The sequence below is a fragment of the Antarctobacter sp. genome (assembly GCF_034670325.1).
Taxonomy (GTDB): Bacteria; Pseudomonadota; Alphaproteobacteria; order Rhodobacterales; family Rhodobacteraceae; genus Antarctobacter.
This window is the reverse complement of record NZ_JAXMNR010000002.1, coordinates 222,196-248,716: the sequence shown is the minus strand read 5'-3', so window position 1 is coordinate 248,716 and position 26,521 is coordinate 222,196. Positions and strand designations below refer to the sequence as shown.

Below are 26,521 nucleotides of genomic sequence, written 5' to 3'. Positions count from 1 at the left end.
GGGGAGCAGAAGATGACAGATGACATGACGTTCGATTATGTCGTGGTGGGCGCAGGGACCGCGGGATGTCTTCTTGCCAATCGGTTGAGCGCGAACCCGAACACCCGCGTTCTGCTGCTGGAGGCCGGCAAGCGGGACAATTATGCCTGGATACATATCCCAGTCGGCTACCTGTATTGCATCGGCAATCCGCGCGCCGACTGGATGTTCAACACCGAACCCGACAAGGGGCTGAACGGGCGCAGCCTGCGGTATCCGCGTGGCAAGACGCTGGGTGGCTGTTCCTCGATCAACGGCATGATCTACATGCGCGGGCAGGCGCGGGACTATGACAACTGGGCGCGCATCACCGGTGACGCCGCATGGTCGTGGGAAAACAGCCTGCCGGATTTCAAGCGGCATGAGGATCACTACAAACTCGATGGCGGTGCCGACCCGAAAACCGGCGACAACAGCCGGTTTTCGGACCTGCACGGGACCGGCGGCGAATGGCGGGTGGAAAAGCAGCGCCTGCGCTGGGATGTGCTGGACAGCTTTGCCAATGCGGCGGAACAGATCGGCGTCGAAAAGACGGATGATTTCAACGCGGGCGACAACGCGGGTGTGGGGTACTTTGACGTCAACCAACGCTCTGGCTGGCGGTGGAACACCTCCAAGGCGTTCCTGCGACCGGCCAAGACGCGCCGCAACCTGACGGTCTGGACAGAGGCACAGGCAGAGCGGCTGACCTTTGCCCGCGATGGCGACGGCGCGCTGTGCTGTGACGGTGTTATGGTGAACCGGGCAGGGCGGTCGGTGACGGTCACCGCCCGCAAAGAGGTTGTCCTGTCGGCGGGGGCGGTGAACTCTCCGGCGATTTTGCAACTGTCGGGGGTGGGGCCTGCGGGCCTCTTGCAACAGCGCGGGGTCGAGGTGGTGATGGACGCGCCGCAGGTCGGTGAAAACCTGCAGGATCATTTGCAGATCCGCGCCGTGTTCAAGGTCAAAGGAACCAAGACGCTGAACGTGCTGGCCTCTTCGCTGTTCGGCAAAGCCATGATCGGGTTGGAATACGCGGTCAAACGGTCCGGCCCGATGAGCATGTCGCCCAGCCAATTGGGCGCGTTCACCCGGTCGGATGCCTCGCGGCCTCATGCGAACCTTGAATACCATGTGCAGCCGCTCAGCCTTGATGCTTTTGGTGAGCCGTTGCACGACTTTCCGGCCATCACCGTGTCGGTCTGCAACCTGAACCCAACCTCACGCGGGAGCGTCCGGATCGGGTCGAATGATTTCCGCGACGCGCCCAGGATCGCGCCGAATTATCTGGACACAGAGGATGACCGCAAGGTCGCCGCTGACAGTCTGCGGCAGGTCCGGCAGATCATGGCGCAACCTGCGATGGGGGCCTATGAGCCTGAAGAATTCAAACCGGGCGCACAGTACCAGTCGGATGCGGAACTGGCCAAGCTGGCCGGTGACATCGCCAACACGATCTTTCACCCGGTGGGGACCGTGCGGATGGGCCGTTCTGACGACGCGGACGCGCCGTTGGACCCGCATCTGCGGATGAAAGGCATCAAGGGGCTGCGCGTGGTCGATGCCTCTGTCATGCCTGAAATCACCAGCGGCAACACCAACTCACCCACCCTGATGATCGCGGAAAAAGCCGCCCAATGGATGTTGGCCGGGGAATAACCCCGGCAACACGGAGGAAATCCATGCGCACGACATTCTCTCAACTTCCGCTTACCGGCGTGAAGATCGTCGATTTCGGTCAGTATATCGCAGGCCCTGCCGTAGGGATGCTGCTGGGCGATCTGGGTGCTACCGTGGTCAAGATCGACCCGCCGGCCGGTCCGATGTGGGACAGTCCTGCCAACGCCGCGCTGAACCGCAACAAGGTGATCGTGAACCTTGACCTCAAGACCGAGGAGGGGCTGGAAAAGGCCCGCGCCCTTTGCGCCGAGGCCGATGTCCTGATCGAGAATTTCCGGCCCGGCAAACTGGCGGCGCTGGGGCTGGATTTTGGCGCGATGCGCGATGCGCGGCCCGAGTTGATTACGCTGTCGATCCCCGGTTTTGCCTCCAACGATCTGGAACGGCGCGAGCAGCGGGCGTTTGAAAGCGTCATCGCCGCCAGTTCTGGCGTCTTTACCGACATGGGCCTGAACCGCGTGCTGATGGGGATCAACCCGTCCTTTTCGCCTCTGCCACTGTCCTCTGCCTATGCGGCGCAGATCGCTGCGTCATCGACCGTTCTGGCGCTGCAATCGCGGCAGGTGACAGGCCGGGGTGACCATGTCGAGGTGCCGCTGGCCGCCGCCGTGATGGAAGGGTTGTGCTACAACTCGATCAAAGTGGCGGACATGCCCGAACGCTATCTCACCCAGCGCGAGAAAGAGATCGAGCGGCGGCGCGTCGAGGGCCTGCCGATGAACCTCTCATACGAAGAATTGCAGGAACTGCTGGACCCGTTCTTTCGCAGCTACATGTGCAAGGACGGGCGCATGTTCTACGTCGTCTGCCCCAGCCACAAGTATCACGCCAAGCGCTGTCTTGAGGTGCTGGGCATCTATGACGAATTGGTCGAAGAGGGGCTGACCTCTGAGGAGGACACCTACAAACCCTACGCTGAGTGGACCAGCCATGTGTCGCTGGGTGTTTACCCGATGCCCAAGGACTGGGCCGATTTGATCGCCGCGCGGATGAAAGAGGTTTTCATGACCCGCACCGCGCGCGAGTGGGTCAAGATGTTTGGCCGCGCGGGCATTCCCGGTGGCGCGCAACTGTGGCTGCAAGAGTGGATCAACGACGAATACGCCGAGGCCGCGGGCCTGATGATCGACCTCACCGACCCGGTCTATGGCGACATGACCATGCCCGGACCGGTGGTCTGGATGGAGGAAAGCGGCGAAGAGGCCCTGACGCCAGAGCCGCGCCGTTGGGTCGGCTTTGAGGAGGCGCTGTCAATCCTCAAGAAACACCGCACCGACATCCCCGAGGCAACCGACGCAAACGACCAGGAGGCATGGTTGACCGGGGTCCGCGTGCTGGACCTGTGCAATGTCATCGCCGGTCCGCATTCAGCCAGCTACCTCGCGCGTTTCGGCGCGGAAGTGATCAAGCTGGACCCGGCAGAACCGCTGTATGACAGTTGGAACACGGTGATTTACGGGCTTAGCCAGATGCGCGGCAAGCGGTCCATTCTGGCCGATCTGAAATCGCGTCACGGACGGCAGGTCTTTGAGGATTTGGTGAAAACGGTGGACGTGATCGTCTGGAACGCGCCGGATAGCCAGATCAAGCGCATGGGGCTGGACGCCGAAAGCCTGCGCAAGCTGAACCCGGACGCGATCTTTTGCAAGTTGGACTGTTTCTCGGGCGTGCGGCGCGGGGTGCGGACCGACTACATCGGCTATGACGACCTTGTTCAGGCGGCGACTGGCATCATGACCCGGTTCGGTGGCGCGATGGACCGGCCAGAGGAGCACGCCCATGTCGGCACCATCGACGTGATGTGCGGCTTTGGTGGGGCGCTGTCGGTGGCGACGGCTCTTTACCAGAAATACCGGCACGGGCGGGTCGGGCGCGGGCGAACCTCGCTTTCGGCCAATTCCGGTCTGCTACAGGTGCCCTTTGCCTATGACTACAAGGGACGCGGCCTGTTTGATGAGCCCTCAGGGCCAGAGGCAAACGGCTGGGACTCGCTCAGCCGGTTCTACAGCACCGCCTCGCTGCGCCACATTCTGCTGTGTGCCTATGAGGCCGACCTGCCGCGCTTTCGCGCGGTAGAGGGGTTGGAACAACTGCCCGACGTGGCGGTTGAGGATCGCGCCGCCTATCTGGCCCATGCCTTCCAGAACCAGCCCGCAACCGAGTGGGTGAACCGGCTGCGGGCCGCCGACATCGGTGTCGCGATCTGCGAAAACATCGACGCCCTGCGCGCCCGCAACGAACAGGTGTTTGACGGCACACCGGGGACTGACAGAGGCAGCTATTCTTTCTCGATCTATCCCGACCACCCGTCGGGGCACGAGGTCGTCCAACTGGACCCCTATGCCGTGCGTCCGGCGCGCGGAAAGGTTTATGCGCTGAACCCTTCGGAAAAGTTCGGCACCTCGACGCGGGCCATCCTCAGCGACCTTGGTTATAGTGATGCAGCGGTGCAAAGGATGCTGGATGCGGGCAGCCTGAGCACCTCATGGAGCAAGACCTATTTGCCGGGCTGACCCAAGGCACGTCTTTCGACGTTAACGCGCCTGTTACGCCGCAAGCAGCAGCCGCGCCTCGTGGCTCTTGAGGGTCGGGGCCACGGGGGGCACCACATGGCTGTGGTGTCCAAGTTCGGGGAAGACCGACAGCAGTTCGGCGCGCGCCGATGGCGCAAGGTTGTTCAGCGCGCAGGGGCCGGGATAGAGGCTCTCGGTCGGGGCGCCCTCGGACAGGATGATCTCATGCCGGTCAAAGAGCAGATGCACATAGGTGATGACCTCGACATCCTCAAAAACCACGTCTGATCCGTTCACGAAATCCTGCGCCGCGACCAATGCGCCGGTCAATCCGAACAACAGAGAGACGCGCCAGTCGCGGACCAGGATCCTGTGCTGCGGCGATACGATCAGGTCACGGGTGTTTCCAATCGCACCGGCCCGGAAGCGGATCGGCCGGTTGCCCTCATGTGTGCGGTAGCGCCGCTGGCCGACCCAGCGGACGGTCGCCTTGCGTCCGTTTATCGTCAGCACGCGATGCCCCGGCTTGAACAGTTCGGCCTGCCTTGGGCCATTCGGCGTGTCGATCAGCGTGCCTGCCGCAAAGCAGACCGGCTCTACATACTCGTCCGCGGCGTAGCTGGGCCCTTCCTGAGCCGAGACAACCGTCAGCGGAACGCCGACCGGCGGCCAGTCACCCGGATCACCGATAAAGGCAATCCCTTCGACGGTCGCGTAGGAGGGAGAGCTGTTCTGCACGTTGAAGGCGACCAGCGTGTAGGTGTTGGTGCCGTCCGACACGGTAAAAGAGTATTCCGCCTCGACGACGCTGCCATTCGCATAAGTGACGCCATCGACGACCTGTGCACCGTTCAACTGCTGCCCCGAGTCGTTGTCCGAAAAATCGGTATCGCCATCATTGACCGAAATGGCCGACCAGTTGGTCGAGTCCAGCGTCAGGGTACGCCCGACCAGATGCGATCCATCGCCCTGCGTGACGCCGTCAAGCTGGCCGCCGCCGCTGATGGTGACGTCGCCTTCGCCCAATACCCAGATATCGTAGGTCGGCATGCGTCCCTGAATGCCCCTTTGCAATTTTGACCAGACTGAAGCCAAATTTAGGCAAAATTGGGGCCAATTCGTTCATTTACGGAATTTCGGGACCAAGCGTCGCGAAATTCGGCGCTATTCGGTGCATGGAAGTTGCAGTATATATCGGTTTTACCGGAGTTCTCTCGGGATGGTTGTGCCGGTCCAGATGGCTCCCGGTAGGCGGTCAACGGGACTTGTCAGACGCAGCGCTGTGTCTCCTGTGCATAACATCCCCGCGAGCTTTGCCGCGAGGGTTGCTTTCCCGCGAACATCTTTGTCATGTGTTCCTTTGACTGCCCGTGCCTGTCGGAGGGTGCCGAGTTCTCTTGCCTTCGTTGGGTGCGCGCTACTCTGTTTTATTCCTTTGAGAGCGTATTGACGCTTTCCGGGACAACGCGAGAGGAAAATCGTGCGACCCAAGACCCTTGTTCGGATGACCGCCATTGCGGCCCTGTCCGCAGCCACATTTCAAAGCGCCCCGGCCATGGCCGATGCTGGCAGCTTGCTTGATCCTCAAACACGCGCGCTGCAAATGCAGCAATACGACGAAGTGCGCACCAAGACGATCCTCGAACTACAGCCGTTCCGCACGACGCAGACCGCACGGGGTGCCGATGGCACCAGTTATGAACTGGTCGCCCTGAACCCGGCGATCAACTCATGGTTCCTCTTGACGGTCAGCTCCGAAGGGTTCTGGTCATCCACGCGCAAGTTTCATCTGGAACTGGCAGACCCCAAGCACAGCACGATGTCGCTGGTTGCAGGGGCAGAGCCGGAACTGGTCATCGCGGGCGAGGCTACGGAATTCCGCTGCACGCCATGGGCAGGTAGCAGCCCGGAACTGGACGACGCGCAGTATCGCGGTTTGCCCTTCGCGCCCATTTGCGATGAGCGCGTCTTTTTGCGCAACCGCGTCAAGGGCAACTCGACCAACCGCGAGGCGGTGGCCGATTTCCTGCGCGACAACGTCGTCTTCGGCGAAAGCCTCGTCAATATGATCAAAGGCTCTTTCTACGAAGACGCCTTTATGAACTCCGGCCCGGTGATCGAGGGAGCCGATGCAGGCGAGACCGTCAAGGCGCTAGGCAAGGCGCAGTTGGACAATGCGCCGGTGTTCCGGACCAGTTTCAACTTTGACCTAGACGGGGCCGAAGGCGGCCGCGTCGAAGCTGGTAGCTGGTACGCGGTCAGCGATATTCCGGGCGTCTATGCCAGCGCGATGCAACCGGGGATGATCTCACGCGATCTGCTGAACCGGTCGGGCGAAACAAATGCCCTGGACGGGGTGGAACGCGGTGCCGACGTCTATCTGATCGCCTTCGATCTGGAACAGTTTGAGGTCGGTCTGGAACTGGGCACCGACCACCCGCGCGTCGACTGGTCGCCGCGCCCCTCCGGCGCGGGCCGGAACTACCGTATTCCCGGCCCAGACGGCATCGACGATTCAGCCCCGCTGGTGCGCTCGGGCATGCTTAGCCCGGCCAAGACGGACCGCGTTGTCGGCACCTTTGCCTCTGGATTCAAGCGTAGCCACGGCGCATGGCGGCTGACGGAAAAGGCCTATACCAACTATGGCCACCATTATGGGTTCATTAGCGAGGGGGTGATCTTTTCCAAGCTTCAGCCCGATCTGGCTACGATCCTTGTACTGGATGATGGCACCATCGACATGCGCACCTGGACCGAGGCGGACAACAAGCTGTTGCCGCGCATCCACCATGCCCGCCAGAACGGTGTGGCGGTGGTTGAGCCTGACCCTGCCACTGGCGCAGGTGTGCCCGGCAGCCAGATCCGCAGCTGGATGGGCGGCAACTGGTCCGGAAATGCCGACGCCAAGCTGCGCACCCTGCGCGGCGGGGCCTGCATGAAGACCGCCGGGGGACGTCAGTTCCTGATGTACGCCTATTTCTCGACGGCCACGCCGTCGGCCATGGCGCGGACCTTTCAGGCCTATGGCTGCGACTATGCCATGCTGCTGGACATGAACTCGCAAGAGCACACCTATGCCGCTGTATATACACAGGAAAACGGCGATGTGGCGCCGCATCACCTGGTGCGCGGCATGGCCTCGATCGACTCAAAGCGCCGTGATGGCACACCGATCCCGCGCTTTGTGGGCTTTCCTGACAACCGCGATTTCGTCTACCTGCTGAGGAAGTGAGGCATCCCATGATGACGTTTCGCAAACTGCTGGGGACGGGGCTGGCTGTCGCGCTGACGGGGGCGTTGGGCCTGACTGAGGCATCGGCGCAAAGCCTGCAACAAAACAACGAGGCGATGTTCCGCCAGATGCAGGCGGCGCGCGGTGTCACCGATGCCGAACTGGGCCGGATCCGCCAGATCTTTGCCGGATCGCGCTGGATTGGACAGGGCAATCCGTCCGTCACCCGGCACCCGATGACGCCAGAGCAGGCGCAGGCGCGCCTGCCCGCCCCGGCGCTGGAGTTCTATCGGAACAAGGCGTTCGAGAAGATCTGCGGCGAGAAATACATGGCGCCGCTCTATGATCCGGCCACGCAAAAGCCCGGCGATGCCAAGGCTTGCGCCGACATGTTCGAATACCCCAACGTGCCGCTGGCTTACCCCGTGACATGGGTCCGCGCGCGAGAGGCGGCGCTGCTTTGCGCCGCCGAGGGCAAGCGGATCGGGGACGCGCATGAATGGGAAGGTGCCTCTCACGGGGCGCTTACGCCGCCGGACTATTTCTTCGGCATGAGCGTGCAGGCCGCCCGCGCGGCGCACAACCGCAAGTATGAACCCAGCGCCCGCTACAGCATCGGCCCAACCTGGAAACGCGGCGTCTGCGCCACCAACAGCACCAAGTCCGCGTCCTGCAACGGCGGCAGCTTTACCGGCTGCGGTTCGAACACCTACCCGGCGGGCAGCTTTCCCGACTGCAAGAGTCCGCTTGGCGTCTACGACCTAGACGGCAATGCGGCAGAGCACATGAACCTGCCTTTGGCCGCAGACCAGATGGCCAGCCGTGGCAGCACAAAACTGGGCGTCACGGAGATGAAGGGCAGCTGGTTCATCTGGGACAAGGTCCGCGCCCACACCCACTGGAGCCGGTGGCGCGCCCCTTATTGGCACGGCAGCCGCGTTTTGGCGACCAACAGCCATCACAACTATCACCTTGGATTTCGTTGCTTCAAGGATGTGAACTGACCCTTCCAGACACGTCAGAACAAAGAACGCCGCCGGGCAGAGAGCCCGGCGGCGTTTTTGTGTTGGGGCACAGGTGCAAGAGCGTAACCGGAACGGCCCGACGCGCCTCTTTGGCGTGGGTGGAAGGTTTCTTTGGCTGTGCCGAACTCCGTGGGGTGGAGGCAAAAAAAAGAGGGGGCAGCGCCCCCTCTGACTATGTCGAACCTGTCGCGATAAATCGCAGTGATGCGCCTCAGTTGGCGCTGGCCACCCGCAGTTGTGCGGCGCGGATCGGGCCTTCGTCGCTGATAAGACTCGCGAAATCCGGGTCGGCCATCAGATCGGCCAGCCGCACCGGACGCCCATTCAGATAGGCGGTCTGGCTGACAAGGCGGACACCGTGGCTATAGTCGGCATAAGTCGCGCCGTGCACGGTGCTGAGCGGTTGGATCGCCTTGCCGTTTGTCCGGTGCCATCCGTAGATCGCAACCCGGCCACGGTTCTTGTTGAGGCGGTTGGTCAGCACCAAATCCTTTTTGTGGCCTGCGATCAGATGACCGGCAACAGAGGCACCGCGCACTTGCGTTTCAACGGTGGCGTTGTGGCGCACAAGGTAGTCGGTCGAGGACATTTGCGGCCCCGGCTTCATCGGGCTGGGCGCGACACGTTTGTCCGAGGCGCGATAGATCTGGTCGACCATACGGCGCGTCGGCAGCATCATGTCGAACCGACCCGCGACCTGCATCGCGGCGGGCAGCCCCATCGGCACGCGCACAAAGTCACGGTTGTTGCCAACGGCAAGGTAATCCGGGGTCACGCAAAAGGTGATCTTGACGCCTGCGCCATCACGGGCGCGGCCCGAAACCTCTACCGGGACAAGGTCCTGCAGGAATGACGGCATGTTTCCGGCCATAAGCTCACCGGCGACACGGCGGTCACGTTCGGTGCCGCTGACCCGCATCAGACCGGACATGACCGACTTGCCGCCCTTGGCAGAGCCTTTGCGGTTGGGCATCGCGCGGGTCAACCGTGTGTTGCACACAGCGCCGCCAACAGGGCGTTCGATGCTGCGTGGCAATGAGGCCAGCGTGGTCTCGGGCACGGCGGTTTCAGGTGCGGCGGCAATACGGGGTTCGGGCACTTTCAGACCCTCCGGACGGGCCATGGGGCGCAATGAAACCGCGACCTGCGTGCCATCTGTGACATCTGTCAGGTCAAACTCGGGCCGCATGCGCGGACGGACGCCTGCAATTGTCGCGATCCGGGGCATCAAGGACGCGTTCAATACTTCGGGCTGCGGCTCGGGCGAAATGCTGCTGGGCGGCAAAGCTGCCAGCGCCTGTGGCACGGGCTGTGTATCCGCTTGTGGCAGTCCATCGGCGCGCGGCGCCGATAGGCCCGCCGGTGCGGCGCGGGACAGGTCGGGTGCGCTGGCATGGACGCGCTGTGTCGGCAGTTGGTGCGGCGGGTGCCACGTCTGAGCGCGGGGCAGGCGGCGCACGACCGTATCCAATATGACCCGGTTGGATGCTGGGGACGGTGTCAGGCGGCTGACCGTCACTGGCGGCACGGCCCCTGTGGACAGCTGCGTCTCTGGCGTCCAGAGCAGAATGGTCACAGCGGCGGCGGCATTCACCGCAGCAAAGCCAAGTGCGGCGGCCACGAAACGCGGTTTGCGCGTCAGGGCTGCAAGTCCGGAAAACCTGATCTTGAGATTTTCGGGAATTTCTAATTTGGGAGTGTTTGCCTGCATCATGTGCTGCCTCGTAGACGCCAAGCGTTAAGCGAACAATGACGTTGCGCGCGCTGACCCCCGACTTGGGCGGGAAGCCGCCAATGCTGTCCATACGCCGCCTGTGGCTACAAGGCCGCAAGTGAGGTCATGCACCGATGCATTGACTGATAGCGTTTGATCTCATCCAATTGGAATGAAAGGGTAACTGTGTATTTAAGTCAATTTGCTTCGGCAATCGGTGGCGGTTTTCCGCGAGAGCGTGCAGCGAGGCAACAACTCGTGGGCGATCTTTGGAAAAACGCCGAAAAGTTGAAAGGAACGCGCGGATGACCCGTTTGAAAAGAGATCTGACCAAGGCGATTCTCGCCTGCGTGCTGCTGCCGCTGGCCACGCCGGGGTTCACGGCCGGTGCGGAAGAGGCTGCCGCGACCTGCCGTGAACTGGCTGGTCCGGCCACCGCAGAAGCGCCGGTCAGCAAGCAGGCGGTGTCGGATTATTTTCGGGCGCTGCGCAGTGCGCGGGCGGCGTGTGAGCGGGCGGTGATCGGGGCCGCACCGGATCCGGAGGCCCTGTTCAACGTGGCGGTGCTGATGCAGGCGGATGGTGAACACGCGCTGGCGCTGGAGACATTCGAGCTGGCCGCCGAGGCAGGGGTTGCAGCGGCGCGGACCAAGATCGGCGACTATTTCAACTTTGGCACCGGGGGTGTGAAGCCGGACATCGACCGGGCCATGTCGGAATACCGCGCCGCATCGGACGCGGGCGATCTGCCGGCATTGGCGACACTGGCGATGATGAGCGGGCTGGGTCGTGGCACCTCGCGCGATTTCCGCCAGATGGTCAGCTTGTTGGAACAGTCGGCGAGCGAGGGCTATCACTTTGCTCAGCTGCGACTGGCTGCGATCTATATGCAGCCCAACAATATCCCGCGCAGTCTGGCCGAAGAGTTGGGCCTGCCGGATGTGGTGAAGGCCGCCGAGATGCTGGAGAAAGCCTCGGCTCAGGGCAATGAGGATGCGGCGCGGGCGTTGCAGACGCTGTATTCAGAGGACGGGCCGGTGACGGACCCGGCGCAGCGGGCGGCCTTGATCCGGCGGTCGGCGCAGGGCGGCGACGCGGCGGCGATCAATGCGCTGGGGTTCCTGTATGAGCGCGGCGAGGGGGTCGAGTATGATCCCCAGCAGGCCGCGTCCTTGTATGTTCAGGCGCTGGAGACGGGCAAGGTTTCGGTCAATGAGATCCGGGGGACCGTGTCGGGCCGAGCGGTGCAATGGGACCGCGAGACGGCGCTGGTTTTCCAGCGGATCTTGCAGGAGCGCGGGCTGTATGATGGCGCTTTGGACGCCAAGATTGGCCCCGGCACCTTGGGGGCGGCGCGGGGGCTGGCGCCCTAGTGTCCACACGTGGACAGCCTGGCGCCTGAATAAAATCAACGGTTTACAGAGGCGTTTTTACCTCTGGTTAACAAAGGCCCGGTGTTCCGATGGAATGCCGGGCCCTTTTTTGGGCAGGGCGTAACCCGTGTTGGTGCGCTTCGCTTTGGCCCGCAAACCCCTGTCTTGCACCGCTCAGCCGTCAGTAAAGATGGGTCGCGCCCAAAATCTCGTAGTAGGTTGTCTTGGACCCCACCGGCCGCCCGTTCCATGTCTCGCAGGTCTCAAGACCGTGTTCCAGAACGTAGCCCTGCCGCCCATGTCGGTTCAGCACCTCTATTCCCGAAAGACCGTTCAGCGGCTTGTCCATTGCGAAGCCAAGACACAGGCCGGACGTCAGCACCGCCATATAGATCTCTTCGCTGATCCTGTTCTGGGGCAGAACCAGGGTCAGAACACCGCCGTCGATGGCCACGCTTTGCGGTTGCCACATCTCCAAAAGCTCGCGCGCGCGGGCCTACTGATCGGCCATCGCTGGCGCAGCCAGCACGACCAACATCGCTGCAATTTTCACGGTCTTCATGCCTGTCGAACCTTCGCTTCAAAACCCCAATGCAGACAGCCCGTTGCCGTCAACCTAGCAGGCGCATACCCCGGTCGATCCCTGCGAGCGTCATCGGCACCATGCGGTCCTCGAACACCTCGCGGATCATCTGGATCGACTGGGTGTACTGCCAGTGCTTCTCCGGCACCGGGTTGATCCAGAGATGATCGTGCCACTGGTCGCGGGCGCGTTGCAGCCAGACCTGACCGGCCTCGGCGTTCCAGTGTTCGCTTGCGCCGCCGGGATAGGCCACCTCATAGGGAGACATGGAGGCGTCGCCCACAAAGATGCACTTGTAGTCCGGACCGTAGGTGTTCAGCACCTCCCACGTCGGGGTCTGCTGATCGTAGCGGCGGGCATTGTCGCGCCAGACGCCCTCATACAGGCAGTTGTGAAAGTAGTAGTGTTCAAGGTGTTTGAACTCTGACCGGGCGGCGGAAAACAATTCCTCGACCACGCGAATGAACGGGTCCATCGAGCCGCCGACGTCAAAGAACAGCAGCACCTTGACCGCGTTGTGACGCTCTGGCCGGGTCTGGACGTCCAGATAGCCGTGTTCGGCGGTGGCGCGGATGGTGCCGTTCAGGTCCAGTTCCTCTTCCGCGCCCTGACGGACCCAGCGGCGCAGGCGTTTCAGTGCCACCTTGATGTTGCGGGTGCCCAGCTCGACACTGTCATCGAGGTTGCGGAACTCGCATTTGTCCCAGACCTTGACCGCGCGTTGATGGCGGCTTTCGTCCTGACCGATGCGGATGCCTTCGGGGTTGTAGCCATAGGCCCCAAAGGGCGAGGTGCCGGCGGTGCCGATCCACTTGTTGCCGCCCTGATGGCGGCTCTGTTGTTCCTTGAGCCGCTCTTTGAGCGTCTCCATCAGCTTGTCAAAGCCGCCCAGCGCCTCGATCTGGGCGCGTTCCTCATCGGTCAGGTGCTTTTCGGCCTGTTTGCGCAGCCAGTCGTCGGGCAGGTTGACCGCCTCCAGCACCTGTTCCGGGGTGATCTGGTCCAGCCCTTTGAAGGCGGTGGCAAAGGCGCGGTCAAAGCGGTCCAGATGACGCTCATCCTTGACCATCGCGCTGCGGGCGAGGAAATAAAACGCCTCGACGTCATAGGTGGCCAGCCCGGCGCGCAACCCTTCGAGAAAGGTCAGATATTCGCGCAGCGTGACCGGAACACCGGATTTCCGCAGGGTTTCGAAGAAGGGAACAAACATGGCGCGACGCTAGGCCAGAGGATGCCCGGAGGCAACCGGACGACGGGATCAGCCCAGCGATTTCTCGATCGCGATGGTCACGAAGAACCCCAGCAGGCCGAAGGCGATGGCATAGACGACGGCGTATTGCGCGATGTCCGCAAAATTGCCTTTGCGCCGCTTTGCGGTGGTGCCGCCGATGACGGCGCCAAGAAGCGCCCCGAGGATCACGATCATAACGTTCCTTGCCCCTGCCTTGCCGGGTTGAGCGCACCGATTTCGCGCAGTTTCGCGCGCACCGCCCAATCCGAGCCGAAGCCGTATCGCGCCCAGCCAAGCGAGTCCACCCGGACGTTGCGGCCCTCTGTGACGCGACCGGACAGTTCCAGCGCCTCTGCCCGCAGCATCAGGAGAGTGGCCAGCAGCGCGGCGTTTTCATGCCGCGCGGCGGTGTCCAGATGGGGGGTCAGGATGGCCAGCGCGCCCTGCGCGTCGCCCGCGCTGATCGCGTAGGCCGAAAGCTGCGAGGCGACATAGGCGCGATGCAGCGCGGTGTCGGGGCTGCGCCCGAAGTACCGCTGCGCCAGCACAAACTGGTCTTGGGCGGCCTGCGGGTCGGTGGCCTGCAACAGCCGTCCCATGGCGTAATGCGAAAAGGCGCGGCGGTGATCGCTCCACCCCATCGCCGAGGCGACCTTGAGCGCCTCGATGGCGGCGGCGCGGCGTTGGGCCGGGTTGGCACCGGGGCCAAGGGCGGTCTGCACGGCGTCGATCCAGACCCGTGGGGTTTTGGCCAGACGCCGGGGGCCGATGCCCTGACCGCGCGGGTTGATCCGCGACAGGATGCCGGGCAGGCGGTCGGCGACCTCGTTCCGGGACATGCCGTTGCGCAGCGCGGGATCGTAGTAGGCGCGCAGGATCAGCATGTCATAGCCGGTCAGAACCGTGTGGACATTGTCGTCGTTAAAGACGCTGTCGGGCAGGCGGTAGAGATCGTTCAGCGGGCCGATGGCCTGTGCGAGTTCCTCATGCAGGCAGTCGCGGACCTCTTGCGGGGAGGAATCGTTGGGCAGGAAGATCGCCAGCCGTTTGCGCTCCCGCAGGGCGGTCCAGCTGACCTCGCGCGAGCGGCGCTTGCTGCGGTATTCCGCCAAGGAGGAGACGTTGGGCACCACGAAACAGGCGGCCTGCGGCAGGGCATTGCGGATCTCGGCCCGGCTGACGGCCTGCACGGTGATATTGGCGGCGGGGTCGTCGGTGAGGGCGATGTTGATGCCGGCCTCACTGCGCAACCGGTGCAACAGGCGGCGCAGGTCGGGGGCCAGAGACGAGGGCGGCGCGCCGGTGACGCGCACGCTGATGGCGGTCTCGAAACGGGTGAGCACCGGCAGCGGGCGGCCGGATTCCAGCGTAAAGGCAAGATCGAGGAAATCGCGCGCGATGTCCGAGTTCGAGGCCACCGTGGCCTGCGGGCGCGGGACTGCAAAGCTTTTCATCGGGGGCAGGGCGCTGCTGCCATCGACCGCCGCGGCACGGGTGGCGGCGGTGTCCGAGGGGGTGACCGGCATACAGGCACCCAGCAGGAGATAGAGCGGCAGCAAAAAGCGACGGGCGGTGCGCATCAGACCCTCTGGTACTTGACGAAGGGGGTCAGCGTGCCGATCCGGTCATACAGGCGGCGCGCGGTGGCGTTGAAATGTTGCGTGTTCCAGTAGACCGATGGCGCGCCGTAGGCATCGGCGGCGGCGTAAACGCCCTCGATCAGGGCGCGGCCAACGCCGGTGCCGCGGGTCTCGGGGGTGGCGTAGAGATCCTGCAGGTAACAGACCTCTTCGATTTTCCACGCGTGGCGGTGAAACAGGTAGTGCGTCAGGCCGACAAGCTGCCCGCCGCTTTCGGCGACAAGGGCGTTGTAGTCGCGCGGATCATCGCCCAGAAGGCGCGCAAATGTGGACGCGTAGACCGGCTCATCGACAGAGGACTCGTAAAAGGCCAGATAGGCCGTCCAGAGTTTACGCCACGCCGGTTCGTCCGCAGCGCGCAGGGGGCGCACCGTGAGAGCCGTATGTTGGGACACTTTTGAAGCCTGCCTGCTTTTGTTTCTCTAGGGTGCCTTAAGACATCCTTAGGTATTCTGTCCTCTGTTGGGTCACTATAAGGCAAAATCAGGGTTCCTGCACAGCGCCATGGATGCCTGTGGACAATTTTTTCCCGATTTCGGGAATTTTCTACAAGAGGCATGTTTTTTCAGGGGGTTGCTGTGGCGCGGTGAGACCGTTCTGCCACGGTTTTTGCCCGTTGATCCCCGCGCGGCGGGAAAAGCATGACGGGTTTGCGGCGGATCAGGCGAGCCAGGCCAGCGATATCAGCGACAAAAGGCTGGTCCAGATGATGACCGGGGCGATGGCGTCGGTGCGCACCCGGTAGAGCATCGCCAGCGCAAAGGCCATCGCTCCCGACGGCCCGGCGGCGGTCAGCGTGAACAGCGTCTGCCAGTCGGCGGGCGGGGCCACCATCCAGACCGCGGCGGCCACCAGCGCCGGAAAGGCCAGCAGTTTGAGCGCGGCGATCGTGGCGATCACCGGGGAGGGCGTCAGCGCATGGCTCGACAGGATCACCCCCAGCGCAAACAGCGTCAGCGGCGCGGCCCCGGCCCCGGCAAAGCCCATCGCGGTGAGCAGCGGCTCTGGCAATGTCAGGCCCAGCAGGTTGACCGCCGTGCCCAGCGCAATGGCGATCAGCACCGGGTTTGACACGATGCGTTTCAGCGCCGGACCGGGTCCCGCGCCGCGATTGGCCATCAGGTCGGTAGAGACGATGAAGAAGCCAAAGGTGACCGCCGAGTCCCAGGCGACGATGGCGGTGACGGGCAGGGCGGCGGCCTCGCCGTAGATGAGAAAGCTGATCGGCCAGATATAGAGCAGTGTGTTGACGAAGATCACCGCCATGGCCAGCAGCCAAGCCTCCAGCAACTCTCGCCGGAACAGCAACCGGCAGATCGCGAAGGCCAGCACGAACAGTATGACCTGCGCGCCCGCATAGGCGGCGATAGCCTCAAAGCGGAAGGCGGACCAGTCCAGCGCCGAGATCAGCGGAAAGATCAGCGCCGGTTGCAGGATCAGAAAGGCAACGCGGTTGACCGCCCCGGCCTCGTCCCGGCTGACCTTGCCGAACCGGCCCAGCAGGAAACCGAGCGCCAGCATGGAAAACACCGGCAGAATGTCATGGGTGAGGATCTGGAGCATGGGGGACCGGGTTGGAAACCCGGTCTTCACACCACAGCAGGCCGGAGACCGCAAGCGACCTGATCGCGGTAACCGCAGAAACTGCCCTCGCAAGGGCAGGTTCGGGCTATTTCAGGAGTTCCGGTTCCCCGACCGAAATCCGCGCGTCCTCTGGACCGATGGGGACCAAGGTCAGCGACAGCGGGGCATCAGCGGCCAGCAGGTCCTGCTTTGCCATCCGGTCCAGCGCGGGCGTCAGATCCACCACGAAGGAGCCTGCGGATTTGCCGACAACGGGCTGCGGAAAAAACGCCACGCTGGCCACATAGGCCGGATCGTCGATGGAGGTCTGCGGCCCGGCGTCCTTGGCGTTGACAAAGACCCGAAACCCCTCGGGCGCGCCCTGCGTGACGGTTATATCCTTTAGCCGGACCGAAAGGGCAGGCACCCGCAGCGCGTCCAGAACGGACTGAACCTGTCCCTCTGGCGAGGTCAGGTTCAGCGTTATCACGGCTTTTGAGACCGGCTCCGCCATGTCGGGTGTCCCCGTTTGACACTGCGCGGCGACGGGGGCCGCAAGCAAAGCCGCCGCCGCGACACCGGCCAAGGCGGTGTTACCCAACCGTTTCCACCGTGATTTCGAATGCGCCATCAATGGCAAGCTCCACCGGTTCGTTGTTCTTGGTCAGCGCAATCACCTGTGGCCGGAGTTGTCCGTTCACCGGGGTTCCGGCCCGCCGCAGGCGGTCCAGCGTGTCGGTGATGTCAAAGACAAAGTCCGCGCCGTGGGCATGTTCCATCGTCTCTGACGGCACGCCATTGATGAAAAACGCTGCCGAACCTACGAAATGGGGATCATTGATCGGCGTTTCCAGTGACAGGTAATCACAATTCAGAAAGACCCGGAACCCGGTGTCCGGGCCTGCCGGTGCCCGCAGTCCCCGCACTGTCAGCGTGCCGGTCGAGATTTGCGTCGGTGGCGCAAGATCCGCCATTTCGACATTGGACATGGTCTTTATCCGGCCGGTGTTGGCCAGCGCAGTGATCAGCGCGGTGTCCAGCGCAAGGGTCGTGTCAAGGATGCCGCCCGGCGAGACGGTGCGGTCAAGATCCTGCCGACGCTCTACCGTATTGCGCGCCGCCATCGACAGGCTGAGTGCTGCGGCGGCAAAGGGCGTTTCCGGCACGGTTTCCAGCCGGTCATAGCCATAGCCCATCGGGGTCGTGGCATAGACGTCTTTCACGACGATGGGGCGCGGTGCACCATCGGGTTTGACGAACTGAAGGTTGCCGGGGGTCGAGGCGAACAGGAACTCTGTCAGGTCGGTGTCCGGGGAATTGGCGTTTCCGGCATTGTTCCAGCTGGCCCAGATCCGGTCGACGTTGCAGTGATGCAGCCAAAAGATCGGGTCGAGCGGCGACAGAAAGCTGGCCATGTCGCGGCCGATTTCGCGGTGAACGGCGTTGTGCGGCGCGCTTTCAAGCTGTTCCGACCCGCCGCCAGAGCCGCGCGGGGCGGTTGATTTGAAGCCTGCGAAGCTTTGGAAATTGGGCTTGCCCATGATCCTTTCGAGGACGGGCGCGCCGACAAATTCAGAGGGCATGTTGCTGTTGGGGCCGACGTTCCTGGGGTGCATCAGCGGGCTGCCTGCCTGCCAGAACGGGGCCGGGACCTGCGGGTTTCGCGTCCAGTTCCAATAGGGCATGGCCCAGTCGGCATTGCCGGACAGGTCGCGGATGATGTCCTCGAACTGGCTGAGGTAGGCGCGGTGCCACGGCAGGAAGAACCAGTTGCCGTGCGGGCAGAAATTGAGGTGGATGCGGGCCTGCGCCTCCCATGAGATCGGGTTGGAGGCGGGCAGTTGGCGCATCTGGGCGATCGCGTCGGCGTATTGCGTCAGGACAGGATCGTCGGCGGGCAACGTGTTGACGTCCTGCCGGGTACGCTCGGCCCCTTTGTAGGTCGTCTGTGCAGGGGATCGGGTGGCTGCGGACAGCGCGGCTGCGGCGGTCAGAGCGCCAATGAATACGCGGCGATTGGTGTGCATGATACCTCCGGAAAATTGAGTGCGAAAAGGGAACTGGTGAAATATTGAATACGCAGCAGAATACACCATAGAGGCGAGTCGCGCTACGGTTCTGTAACTTATTGGAGTGTTTGGAGGGGCCGTCGTCACCATCGGGGCCGCGAGACTACGCGGCCCAGTGGCGCGGGCGATGGCTTAGCGCTGTCTGCGTGCCATAAAGGCGAGACGTTCGAACAGGTGAACGTCCTGTTCGTTTTTCAACAGCGCGCCGTGCAGTTTCGGCAGGGCGCTGGCACCGTCGCGCTTGAGATCTTCGGCGTCCAGATCCTCGGCCAGCAACAGCTTGAGCCAGTCGAGCACCTCGGAGGTGGAGGGTTTCTTTTTCAGCCCCGGCTGGTCGCGTAATTCGTAGAACTGGGTAAGCGCGGTGGTCAGCAAAGCGGGTTTGATGCCGGGGTGATGCACCTCGACGATCTTTCGCAGGGTCTCTGTGTCGGGGAACTTGATGTAGTGAAAGAAACAGCGGCGCAGAAAGGCGTCGGGCAGTTCCTTTTCATTGTTCGAGGTGATGATGACGATGGGGCGATGTTTGGCGCGCACGGTCTGGCCGGTCTCGTAGACGTGGAATTCCATCTTATCGAGTTCCTGCAACAGGTCGTTTGGGAACTCGATGTCGGCCTTGTCGATCTCATCAATCAGCAGGACCACCTTGCCGTCGGCGTCGAAGGCCTGCCAGAGCTTGCCCTTGCGGATGTAATTGGCCACGTCGTTGACGCGTGCATCGCCCAGCTGGCTGTCGCGCAGGCGGGACACGGCGTCGTATTCATAGAGGCCCTGTTGCGCCTTGGTGGTGGATTTCACCGCCCATTCCATCATCGGCAGGTTCAGCGCGCGGGCCACCTGTCGAGCCAGTTCGGTCTTGCCGGTGCCGGGCTCTCCCTTGACCAAAAGCGGGCGTTCCAGCGTCACGGCGGCGTTGACCGCCATGGTCAGGTCGTCAGTGGCGACATAGTCCTCGGTGCCTTCGAACCGCATGGCGCGACCTCCTCGATGATTGTTCCGGTCCGAGGGGTAGAGACGGCAGCAACGATTTGCAAGCACCGCCCGAGGGCGTTACATGGTGCGCCAAGCGCATCAATCCGACGGTGATCGACGGATTGTCCCGGTCTAGGGTGCAGGTGCCGCGGATTGGCCTGAACACTGCCCCGCCGCTGCCGTATTTCGGGTCGGGAAAGGCGTTAATGTGACGTGACAAGCGTCTCTGGTTGGTTTAATGGCTGCCCGCAGGGGTGCCAGATATCTGAGGAAATTCAAAATGACAGATATTGGCGTTGATGAGGGAGCGGAGATGAAGCCTGAAACCTTTCTGCCCGATGACTATCGTCCGGCCGAAGATGAACCTTTCATGAACGAACGGCAGACGGAATACTTTCGACGCAAGCTTTTGGTCTGGAAAGCCGAGCTGATGTCGGACAGCCGCGACACGATCGAGGCATTGCAGCAGGGCACGCGGAACATTCCCGACGTGACCGACCGTGCCAGCGAAGAAACCGATCGCGCGCTGGAACTGCGGACGCGGGACCGGCAGCGCAAACTGGTCAACAAGATCGATCAGGCGCTGCGCCGCATTGATGAGGGCGAATACGGTTACTGCGAAGTGACCGGCGAGCCGATCAGCCTGAAACGGCTGGATGCCCGTCCGATCGCCACCATGAGCCTTGAGGCGCAAGAGCGTCACGAGCGCCGCGAAAAAGTACACCGCGACGATTGAACCGCATCGTTCTATGCGAATGAAAAGCGCCGGGGCCTTGCCTCGGCGTTTTTCGTTTGTCATGGGGGCGGCATGGAATTGAACGACCTCAGGATCTCTATCATCGGTGCCGGGATCGGCGGGCTGACGGCGGCGCTGGCGCTGCGGGCAAGGGGGGCGGACGTGCGCATCCTTGAACAGGCCGATGCGATCCGCGAGGTCGGCGCCGGTATCCAGATCAGCCCGAACGGCTTGCGAGTCTTGCAGGCGCTGGGGCTGGGTGACGGGTTTCGGTCAATCTCGGTCCGGGGGCAGGCGGTATCGCTGCGCAATGCGCGCGGGGGTGAGGTGCTGCGGATGGATCTGGGCGATCTGCCGGAGGCGCACAGCTACCGCTTTGTCCATCGCGCCGATCTGGTGGACCTGCTGGCGGCGCGGGCGCGGGCGATGGGCGTCCGCGTGCGGCTGTTGCAAAAGGCGCAGGATGTCACCCCCGGTCCGCGACCGCAGATCACCCTGTGCAATGGCGACGCCACCTGTGCCGATCTGGTGATTGGCGCGGATGGGCTGCATTCGGTCCTGCGCCCGGTCCTGAACGGCGCGGCGCAGCCTTTTTTCACCGGGCAGGTGGCATGGCGCGCGGTGGTCCCCAACAAGGTCGGCCATCCGGCAGAGGCACGGGTCCACATGGGCCCGGGTCGGCACATGGTCAGCTATCCGCTGCGCGGCGGCGACATGGTGAACCTTGTCGCGGTGCAGGAACGCAGCGACTGGGCCGCCGAAGGATGGAGCCACCGGGACGACGCCGCCAACCTGCGCGCGGCCTTTGCCGGGTTTGGCGGCGTGGTGCCGGGACTGCTGTCAGGAGTCGACAACCCGGGTCTCTGGGGACTGTTCCGGCATCCGGTGGCGCAACACTGGCAAGGCGAGGGCGTGGCGTTGCTGGGCGATGCGGCTCATCCGACGCTGCCATTTCTGGCGCAGGGCGCGAACATGGCGCTGGAGGATGCCTGGGTGCTGGCGGATGCGCTGGCCGGGGCACCGGACATGGCACAAGGGCTGGCCGCCTATCAGCAACGGCGGCGCGACCGCGTGGTCAAGGTGATCGACGCGGCCGGCGGCAACGCGTGGAAATACCACCTGCGCAACCCGCTGGTGCGCGGCGTGGCGCATCTGGGTCTGGGCGTGGTCGGGCGGCTGGCCCCCGGTGCGATGCTGCGCAGTTTCGACTGGCTGTACGGGCATGACGTGACCGCCTGACCTCTTCGACCATTGAAGGGGCAGACAGGGCGGCCTTACATGCTAGACATCAGGCAAAGAGAGTGGGGGGGCTTTTCATGGACACGGTTGACGCGATTCCCGAAACGGCGCTGGCGTGGCATCAGTCCGGCGAAGGCGCTGTTCTGGCGACGGTGGTGCAGACATGGGGCTCTGCCCCGCGCCGCGTTGGCAGCCAGTTGGCGATCTCTGGCACCGGCCAGATCGAGGGATCGGTGTCCGGCGGCTGCGTCGAAGGCGCGGTGATTGTCGAGGCGCTGGACGCGCTGGAAACCGGAGAGCAGCGCGAACTGGAATTTGGCGTCTCTGACGATGATGCCTTTGCCGTGGGTCTGGCCTGTGGTGGCACCATCCGGGTTCTGGTGGAGCCTGTGGGCGCGGTGCTGCCCGAAATGCTGCTGGCGGATCTGGTCAGGGCGCGCGCGGCGCGCGAGCCAGTGGCCTATGTGGTCGATCTGGACCGCAGCGACCGCTGGCTGGATCACACCGGGTTTCAGGACCGCTTCCGCATGGATCGGTCGGGGTTCGAGCCGGACAGCCGCGTCTTTGTCGGCATCCATAACCCGCCTTTGCGGCTGGTGGTCGTGGGGGCGGTACATATCGCCCAAGCCCTGCTGCCGATGGCACGGATCGCGGGCTATGACCCGGCGGTGATCGACCCGCGAGAGGCGTTCGCCTCTCCGGCGCGGTTTCCCGAGACACAATTGCTGCACGATTGGCCGGATGAGGCGGTTGAAAAGCTGGGTCTGGACACGCGCACGGCGCTGGTTCTGCTGACCCATGACCCCAAGCTGGACGATCCGGCTCTGGTAAAGGCGCTGCGGTCGGGCTGTTTCTACATCGGCGCGCTGGGGTCGACGCGGACCCATGCCAAGCGGGTGACACGCCTGACGGAGGCCGGGTTCACCGAGGCAGAGATCGGGCGCATTCACGCACCCATCGGGTTGGACATCGGCGCTGCCAGCCCGGCAGAGATCGCGGTGTCGGTGATTGCACAGATGACGCAGGTCTTGCGGCAGGGCGACAGGCGATGAAATTCGGATCCGTGCCGCTGGATCAGGCCGAAGGCGCGGTGCTGGCGCATTCGGTCGCTCTGGACAAGGGGCGGCTGCGGAAGGGCCGTGTGTTGAACGCCGAAGACCTGACCACCCTGCGCGGGGCTGGCCTGAGTGAGGTGATCGCTGCGCGGCTGGAGCCGGGCGATCTGGGCGAGGACGCGGCGGCAGAGCGGCTGGCACAGGCGCTGGTGCCTGATCCGGTGCTGGCCGGACTGCGGATCGGCAAGGCCTCTACCGGGCGCGTCAACCTGCACGCCGAAGCGCCCGGCGTGATCGAGGTGCTGGCCGACCGCATCCATGCGTTGAACGCGCTGCATCCGATGATCACGGTGGCGACCGTGCCGCAATGGCAGCGGGTCGCGGCGGGCGGCATGGTGGCAACGGTCAAGATCATCTCTTACGCGGTGCCAGAGGCGGCGCTGGAGGCGGCCTGCCTTGCGGGACAATCGGCGCTGCGGTTGCGGCCTGTGGAGTGCCAGAGCGCACAGTTGATCCAGACCACGGTGGACGGCAAGGAAAGTGGCGACAAGGGGCAGGCGGTCACACAAGAGCGGCTGGACCGGCTGGGTGTCGCCCTTGGCCCGATACAGGTGGTGCCGCATCGGGCAGCGCCGCTGGCCAAGGCGATAAGCGCTACGCAGGCGGACATGATCCTGATTTTGACCGGCTCGGCCACCTCTGATCTGTATGACGTGGCGCCCGAGGCTGTGCGGCAGGCAGGTGGCAGCGTGACCCATTTCGGGATGCCGGTCGATCCGGGCAACCTGTTGTTTTTCGGCACGCTTCAGGGCCGCCCGGTGATTGGTTTGCCGGGCTGTGCGCGGTCGCCCGCGCTGAACGGGGCCGACTGGGTGCTGGAACGGCTGCTGTGCGGCGTGCCGGTCACGTCGCAGGACATCGCGGGGATGGGCGTGGGCGGCTTGCTCAAGGAAATCCCGGCGCGCGGGCGCCTGCGCGAGGCGTAAGGATTTGCGCCTTGTCGCGAGATCGCCGCGCATCGGATAGCAATGTACGGCGGGCCTATAGGCAAGAAAAAGCCCGCCTGAAACGGCGGGCTCTGGAGCGGTTATTTGGCGGAAGGGCCGATCATCATGACCATCTGGCGGCCTTCCATTCTCGGCATGTTCTCGACCTTGCCGATCTCCTTGACGTCCTCGGCCACCCGTTCCAGCAACTCGCGGCCCAGGTTCTGGTGTGCCATCTCACGACCGCGGAAGCGGAGGGTGATCTTCACCTTGTCGCCGTTCTCAAGGAACTTGAAGACGTTGCGCATCTTGACCTCGTAGTCGTGAATATCCGTGTTGGGACGGAACTTCACCTCTTTGACTTCGATGATCTTCTGCTTTTTGCGCGCTTCGGCCTCGCGTTTCTGGGTTTCGTATTTGAACTTGCCGAAATCCATGATCTTGCAGACCGGCGGCGCGGCGTTGGGAGAAATCTCGACCAGATCGAGTCCGGCCTGTTCAGCCATCTCCATCGCGCGCGCCGGTGTGACAACGCCGACGTTCTCGCCTTCGGCGCCGATGAGACGGATTTCGGGGGCCCGGATGCGATCATTGACGCGGGGGCCTGTGTCGCGCGTGGGCGGCGCGTTATGCGGTCTGCGGGCTATTGGAATGCTCCATTTGCGGTTTTTTTCAAGTCGGCAAGGTAAACTTGCCTTCCTGCGCTTTCAAGCGGCAAATCTATGCCAGTGCGCCTTGATTGCGGTGTTTCCCCTTGCGAACCCCCTTCGCGCGGCGCAAACGGATCGCAGGAGGCCCCGGGCATGTTCGCATGGGGCGAATATGCGATGGAGGTTCCCATGAGAAACCTGATCCTCGTGATCGTGGCGGCAGCGGCCGCAGTGGGCGGTTATTTGTGGTATACAGGCCAGACGCCCGAAGAGATGGCCCCGGTGGCAAGCGAGGCTGCGGAAAAGGTCAAGGACGCAGCCGAGACCACCACCGATGTTGCCAAGGACGCGGTCGACACGACGGTCGATGCCGCCAAGGACGCCGGTGAGACGGCGGTTGACGCAGCCAAGGACGCTGTCGATACGACCGTTGACGCGGCCAAAGATGCAGTGGACGCAACGGTCGATGCAGCCGAAACCGCGCTGGCCGATGCCGCCAAGGACGTGGCCGAAGGCAAGGCCAAGCTGGGCGATGCGCTGTCCGATGCGGTCGACGCGACCGTGGATACGGCCAAGGATGCGGTCGATGCGACCGTCGACACCGCCAAGGACGCAGGCGACGCCGCCGTTGACGTGGCCAAGGATGCCGTTGACGGCACCGTGGACGCGGCCAAGGACGTTGCTGACGCTGTGGACACCACCTTGACCGCCGATCCCGCTGCGGACGTGGCCGAGGCGGTCGATCCGGTGGTTGAGCCGGTCGAAACCGTAGAGCCGGTTCTGGAACCCGCCACGACCGCTGATCCGGTTGTGGAGCCTGTCGAAACGGCGGAACCGGTTGTTGAGCCTGTCGAGCCGGTCGTTGAGACTGCTGAGCCCGCTGCTGAGCCTGTCGAGGCCGCCGAGCCGGCAGCCGAGCCGGTTGAGACCGCCGAGCCGGTCGCTGAGCCTGTAGAGACCGCGGAACCCGCAGCTGTGCCCGCCGACACCGCAGAGCCGAAGATCGAAGATCTGCTGACGGTGGAAGGCTTCGACTACGACAAAGTCGCCGAGTATATCGACGATTCCGAGTTGAACGCGATTGCCAAGACCGGCGCCAAGGCGCTGCTGGAGCAGGCCAAGAACAACCCGGACACGCTGCAGGGTATTCTGGACAGCCTGAAAGAGACGCTGGGCCTCTGATCCCACGTCACCCGGACAAAAAAGAAAGCCCCCGCCGGATCGGCGGGGGCTTTTTCATGTCCAGATGGTGGATGCGTCAGTCGAGGAACGCTTTTTCGACCACGTAATGCTTGGGGTCGGAATTGGCGCCTTCCTCCAGCCCGTAACCTTCCAGCATTTCTTTCAGTTCAAGGTTGAAGGCGAGGTTGCCGCAGATCATCGCGCGGTCGGTGTCCGGCGTCAGTGGCGGCACGCCAAGGTCGGTGAATGCCTCACCAGAGCGCATCAGGTCGGTGATGCGGCCCATCTTGGGACTCTCTTCGCGGGTGGTGGTGGGGTAGTATTTGATCTTCTTCCAAAACCCCTCACCAATCACTTCGGCCAGCAGCTCATCGGTTTTCAGCGACTCCATAATGTCATGGCCGTAGGTCAGTTCCCCAACCTCGCGGCAGGTATGGGTGATGACGACCTCATCGTAATCCTCATAAGTCTGCGGTTCGCGCAGCAGCGAGGAGAACGGCGCAAAGCCGGTGCCGGTGGCGAAGAGCCACAGCCGCTTGCCCGGCAACAGCGCGTCATGCACCAGCGTGCCGACGGGTTTGGGGCGCAGAATGATTTCGTCGCCCACGGCAATGTGCTGCAACTTTGAGGTCAGCGGGCCGTCCTGCACCTTGATCGAGTAGAACTCCAGTTCCTCATCCCACGACGGCGAGGCGATGGAATAGGCGCGCAGCAGCGGTTTTTGCTTGCCGGTCTTGGGGTTCACATCGCCCATCAGGCCGATCATCACAAACTCTCCTGACCGGAACCGCATACTGGCGGGACGGGTGCAGCGGAAGGAAAACAGCCGGTCTGTGTAATGCGTGACCTGTGTGACGGTCTGCGTATCAGGCACGGCGAGTTTGCGGGGGGCCGGGGTCTGTGCGGGGCTCTGGGCAGCGGTGGCGTCAGTCACGGGGGTCATCTCTGTCATTGCGTCTTTGCCGGTTGGTTTAACCGACACCTCATATCTAGCTTTGATCTGTGTCAGGTGAAACGCGGCCCATGGGCGCGGGCGGGCGCGGGTGGGCGCAGGCAGCTC

23 protein-coding genes are annotated in these 26,521 nt (G+C 63.4%); 10 read left to right on the top strand and 13 right to left on the bottom strand.

Annotated features, from left to right (window positions below):
- Positions 1–12: 12 nt before the first annotated feature.
- Positions 13–1,677, top strand: coding sequence for a GMC family oxidoreductase (locus VOI21_RS06365; RefSeq protein ID WP_323768866.1), 1,665 nt, complete (start codon positions 13–15; stop codon positions 1,675–1,677).
- 23 nt (positions 1,678–1,700) lie between these two features.
- Positions 1,701–4,211 carry a CoA transferase gene (locus VOI21_RS06360; RefSeq protein ID WP_323768864.1) on the top strand — a complete coding sequence of 837 codons (2,511 nt, stop codon included), beginning with the start codon at positions 1,701–1,703 and terminating at the stop codon, positions 4,209–4,211.
- 33 nt (positions 4,212–4,244) lie between these two features.
- On the opposite strand, the gene VOI21_RS06355 is transcribed toward VOI21_RS06360, so the two are convergent.
- The gene (locus VOI21_RS06355; RefSeq protein ID WP_323768862.1) at positions 4,245–5,261 is read right to left on the bottom strand and encodes a Hint domain-containing protein; all 1,017 of its coding nucleotides are present in this window, start codon (positions 5,259–5,261) and stop codon (positions 4,245–4,247) included.
- A 430-nt stretch (positions 5,262–5,691) separates the two neighbouring features.
- On the opposite strand from VOI21_RS06355, the gene VOI21_RS06350 reads away from it, so the two are divergent.
- Both VOI21_RS06350 and VOI21_RS06345 read left to right on the top strand, forming a co-directional pair.
- On the top strand, positions 5,692–7,443 hold the full coding sequence (locus tag VOI21_RS06350; RefSeq protein WP_323768860.1) for a hypothetical protein: 1,752 nt from the start codon (positions 5,692–5,694) through the stop codon (positions 7,441–7,443).
- Between the two features lie 8 nt (positions 7,444–7,451).
- Positions 7,452–8,447 carry an SUMF1/EgtB/PvdO family nonheme iron enzyme gene (locus tag VOI21_RS06345; RefSeq protein ID WP_323768859.1) on the top strand — a complete coding sequence of 332 codons (996 nt, stop codon included), beginning with the start codon at positions 7,452–7,454 and terminating at the stop codon, positions 8,445–8,447.
- 232 nt (positions 8,448–8,679) lie between these two features.
- On the opposite strand, the gene VOI21_RS06340 is transcribed toward VOI21_RS06345, so the two are convergent.
- Entirely contained in the window at positions 8,680–10,182 is a 1,503-nt protein-coding gene (locus tag VOI21_RS06340; RefSeq protein WP_323768857.1) for a hypothetical protein, read from the bottom strand.
- A gap of 305 nt (positions 10,183–10,487) precedes the next feature.
- On the opposite strand from VOI21_RS06340, the gene VOI21_RS06335 reads away from it, so the two are divergent.
- The gene (locus tag VOI21_RS06335; RefSeq protein ID WP_323768855.1) at positions 10,488–11,555 is read left to right on the top strand and encodes a tetratricopeptide repeat protein; all 1,068 of its coding nucleotides are present in this window, start codon (positions 10,488–10,490) and stop codon (positions 11,553–11,555) included.
- Positions 11,556–11,736: 181 nt separating this feature from the next.
- Here the strand turns inward: VOI21_RS06335 and VOI21_RS06330 are convergent, their stop codons facing one another.
- From VOI21_RS06330 to VOI21_RS06290, 9 genes are all read right to left on the bottom strand, one after another.
- Positions 11,737–12,027: a hypothetical protein gene (locus VOI21_RS06330; protein WP_323768853.1), complete on the bottom strand. Its 291-nt coding sequence runs from the start codon at positions 12,025–12,027 to the stop codon at positions 11,737–11,739.
- Positions 12,028–12,166: 139 nt separating this feature from the next.
- Positions 12,167–13,348, bottom strand: coding sequence for a VWA domain-containing protein (locus VOI21_RS06325; protein ID WP_323768851.1), 1,182 nt, complete (start codon positions 13,346–13,348; stop codon positions 12,167–12,169).
- A gap of 48 nt (positions 13,349–13,396) precedes the next feature.
- Positions 13,397–13,564, bottom strand: coding sequence for an apolipoprotein acyltransferase (locus tag VOI21_RS06320; protein WP_323768849.1), 168 nt, complete (start codon positions 13,562–13,564; stop codon positions 13,397–13,399).
- A complete protein-coding gene (locus tag VOI21_RS06315; RefSeq protein ID WP_323768847.1) occupies positions 13,561–14,949 on the bottom strand; it encodes a DUF2927 domain-containing protein in 1,389 nt (462 codons plus the stop codon). The genes VOI21_RS06320 and VOI21_RS06315 overlap by 4 nt, the downstream gene beginning before the upstream one ends.
- Entirely contained in the window at positions 14,949–15,404 is a 456-nt protein-coding gene (locus VOI21_RS06310; protein ID WP_323768845.1) for a GNAT family N-acetyltransferase, read from the bottom strand. The genes VOI21_RS06315 and VOI21_RS06310 overlap by 1 nt, the downstream gene beginning before the upstream one ends.
- Positions 15,405–15,669: 265 nt before the next feature.
- On the bottom strand, positions 15,670–16,572 hold the full coding sequence (locus VOI21_RS06305) for an AEC family transporter (protein ID WP_323768843.1): 903 nt from the start codon (positions 16,570–16,572) through the stop codon (positions 15,670–15,672).
- 106 nt (positions 16,573–16,678) lie between these two features.
- Complete coding sequence (locus VOI21_RS06300) at positions 16,679–17,086, bottom strand: hypothetical protein (RefSeq protein WP_323768841.1); 408 nt, start codon at positions 17,084–17,086, stop codon at positions 16,679–16,681.
- 79 nt (positions 17,087–17,165) lie between these two features.
- The gene (locus VOI21_RS06295; RefSeq protein WP_323768839.1) at positions 17,166–18,599 is read right to left on the bottom strand and encodes a tyrosinase family protein; all 1,434 of its coding nucleotides are present in this window, start codon (positions 18,597–18,599) and stop codon (positions 17,166–17,168) included.
- Between the two features lie 174 nt (positions 18,600–18,773).
- A complete protein-coding gene (locus VOI21_RS06290) occupies positions 18,774–19,613 on the bottom strand; it encodes a MoxR family ATPase (protein WP_323768837.1) in 840 nt (279 codons plus the stop codon).
- A gap of 313 nt (positions 19,614–19,926) precedes the next feature.
- On the opposite strand from VOI21_RS06290, the gene dksA reads away from it, so the two are divergent.
- From dksA to VOI21_RS06270, 4 genes are all read left to right on the top strand, one after another.
- Positions 19,927–20,349, top strand: coding sequence for an RNA polymerase-binding protein DksA (dksA, locus tag VOI21_RS06285; RefSeq protein WP_323769267.1), 423 nt, complete (start codon positions 19,927–19,929; stop codon positions 20,347–20,349).
- A gap of 72 nt (positions 20,350–20,421) precedes the next feature.
- Positions 20,422–21,588 carry an FAD-dependent monooxygenase gene (locus VOI21_RS06280; RefSeq protein WP_323768835.1) on the top strand — a complete coding sequence of 389 codons (1,167 nt, stop codon included), beginning with the start codon at positions 20,422–20,424 and terminating at the stop codon, positions 21,586–21,588.
- A gap of 77 nt (positions 21,589–21,665) precedes the next feature.
- Positions 21,666–22,640: an XdhC family protein gene (locus VOI21_RS06275; protein ID WP_323768833.1), complete on the top strand. Its 975-nt coding sequence runs from the start codon at positions 21,666–21,668 to the stop codon at positions 22,638–22,640.
- On the top strand, positions 22,637–23,629 hold the full coding sequence (locus tag VOI21_RS06270; RefSeq protein WP_323768831.1) for a molybdopterin-binding protein: 993 nt from the start codon (positions 22,637–22,639) through the stop codon (positions 23,627–23,629). Before VOI21_RS06275 ends, VOI21_RS06270 begins: the two co-directional genes overlap by 4 nt.
- 101 nt (positions 23,630–23,730) lie before the next feature.
- On the opposite strand, the gene infC is transcribed toward VOI21_RS06270, so the two are convergent.
- On the bottom strand, positions 23,731–24,276 hold the full coding sequence (gene infC / locus VOI21_RS06265) for a translation initiation factor IF-3 (protein WP_416358965.1): 546 nt from the start codon (positions 24,274–24,276) through the stop codon (positions 23,731–23,733).
- A 156-nt stretch (positions 24,277–24,432) separates the two neighbouring features.
- Between infC and VOI21_RS06260 the strand changes: the two genes are divergently transcribed.
- Positions 24,433–25,461 carry a hypothetical protein gene (locus VOI21_RS06260; protein WP_323768829.1) on the top strand — a complete coding sequence of 343 codons (1,029 nt, stop codon included), beginning with the start codon at positions 24,433–24,435 and terminating at the stop codon, positions 25,459–25,461.
- Positions 25,462–25,537: 76 nt separating this feature from the next.
- Here VOI21_RS06260 and VOI21_RS06255 read toward each other — a convergent pair whose 3' ends face one another.
- On the bottom strand, positions 25,538–26,413 hold the full coding sequence (locus VOI21_RS06255) for a ferredoxin--NADP reductase (RefSeq protein ID WP_323768827.1): 876 nt from the start codon (positions 26,411–26,413) through the stop codon (positions 25,538–25,540).
- Between the last annotated feature and the right edge of the window lie 108 nt (positions 26,414–26,521).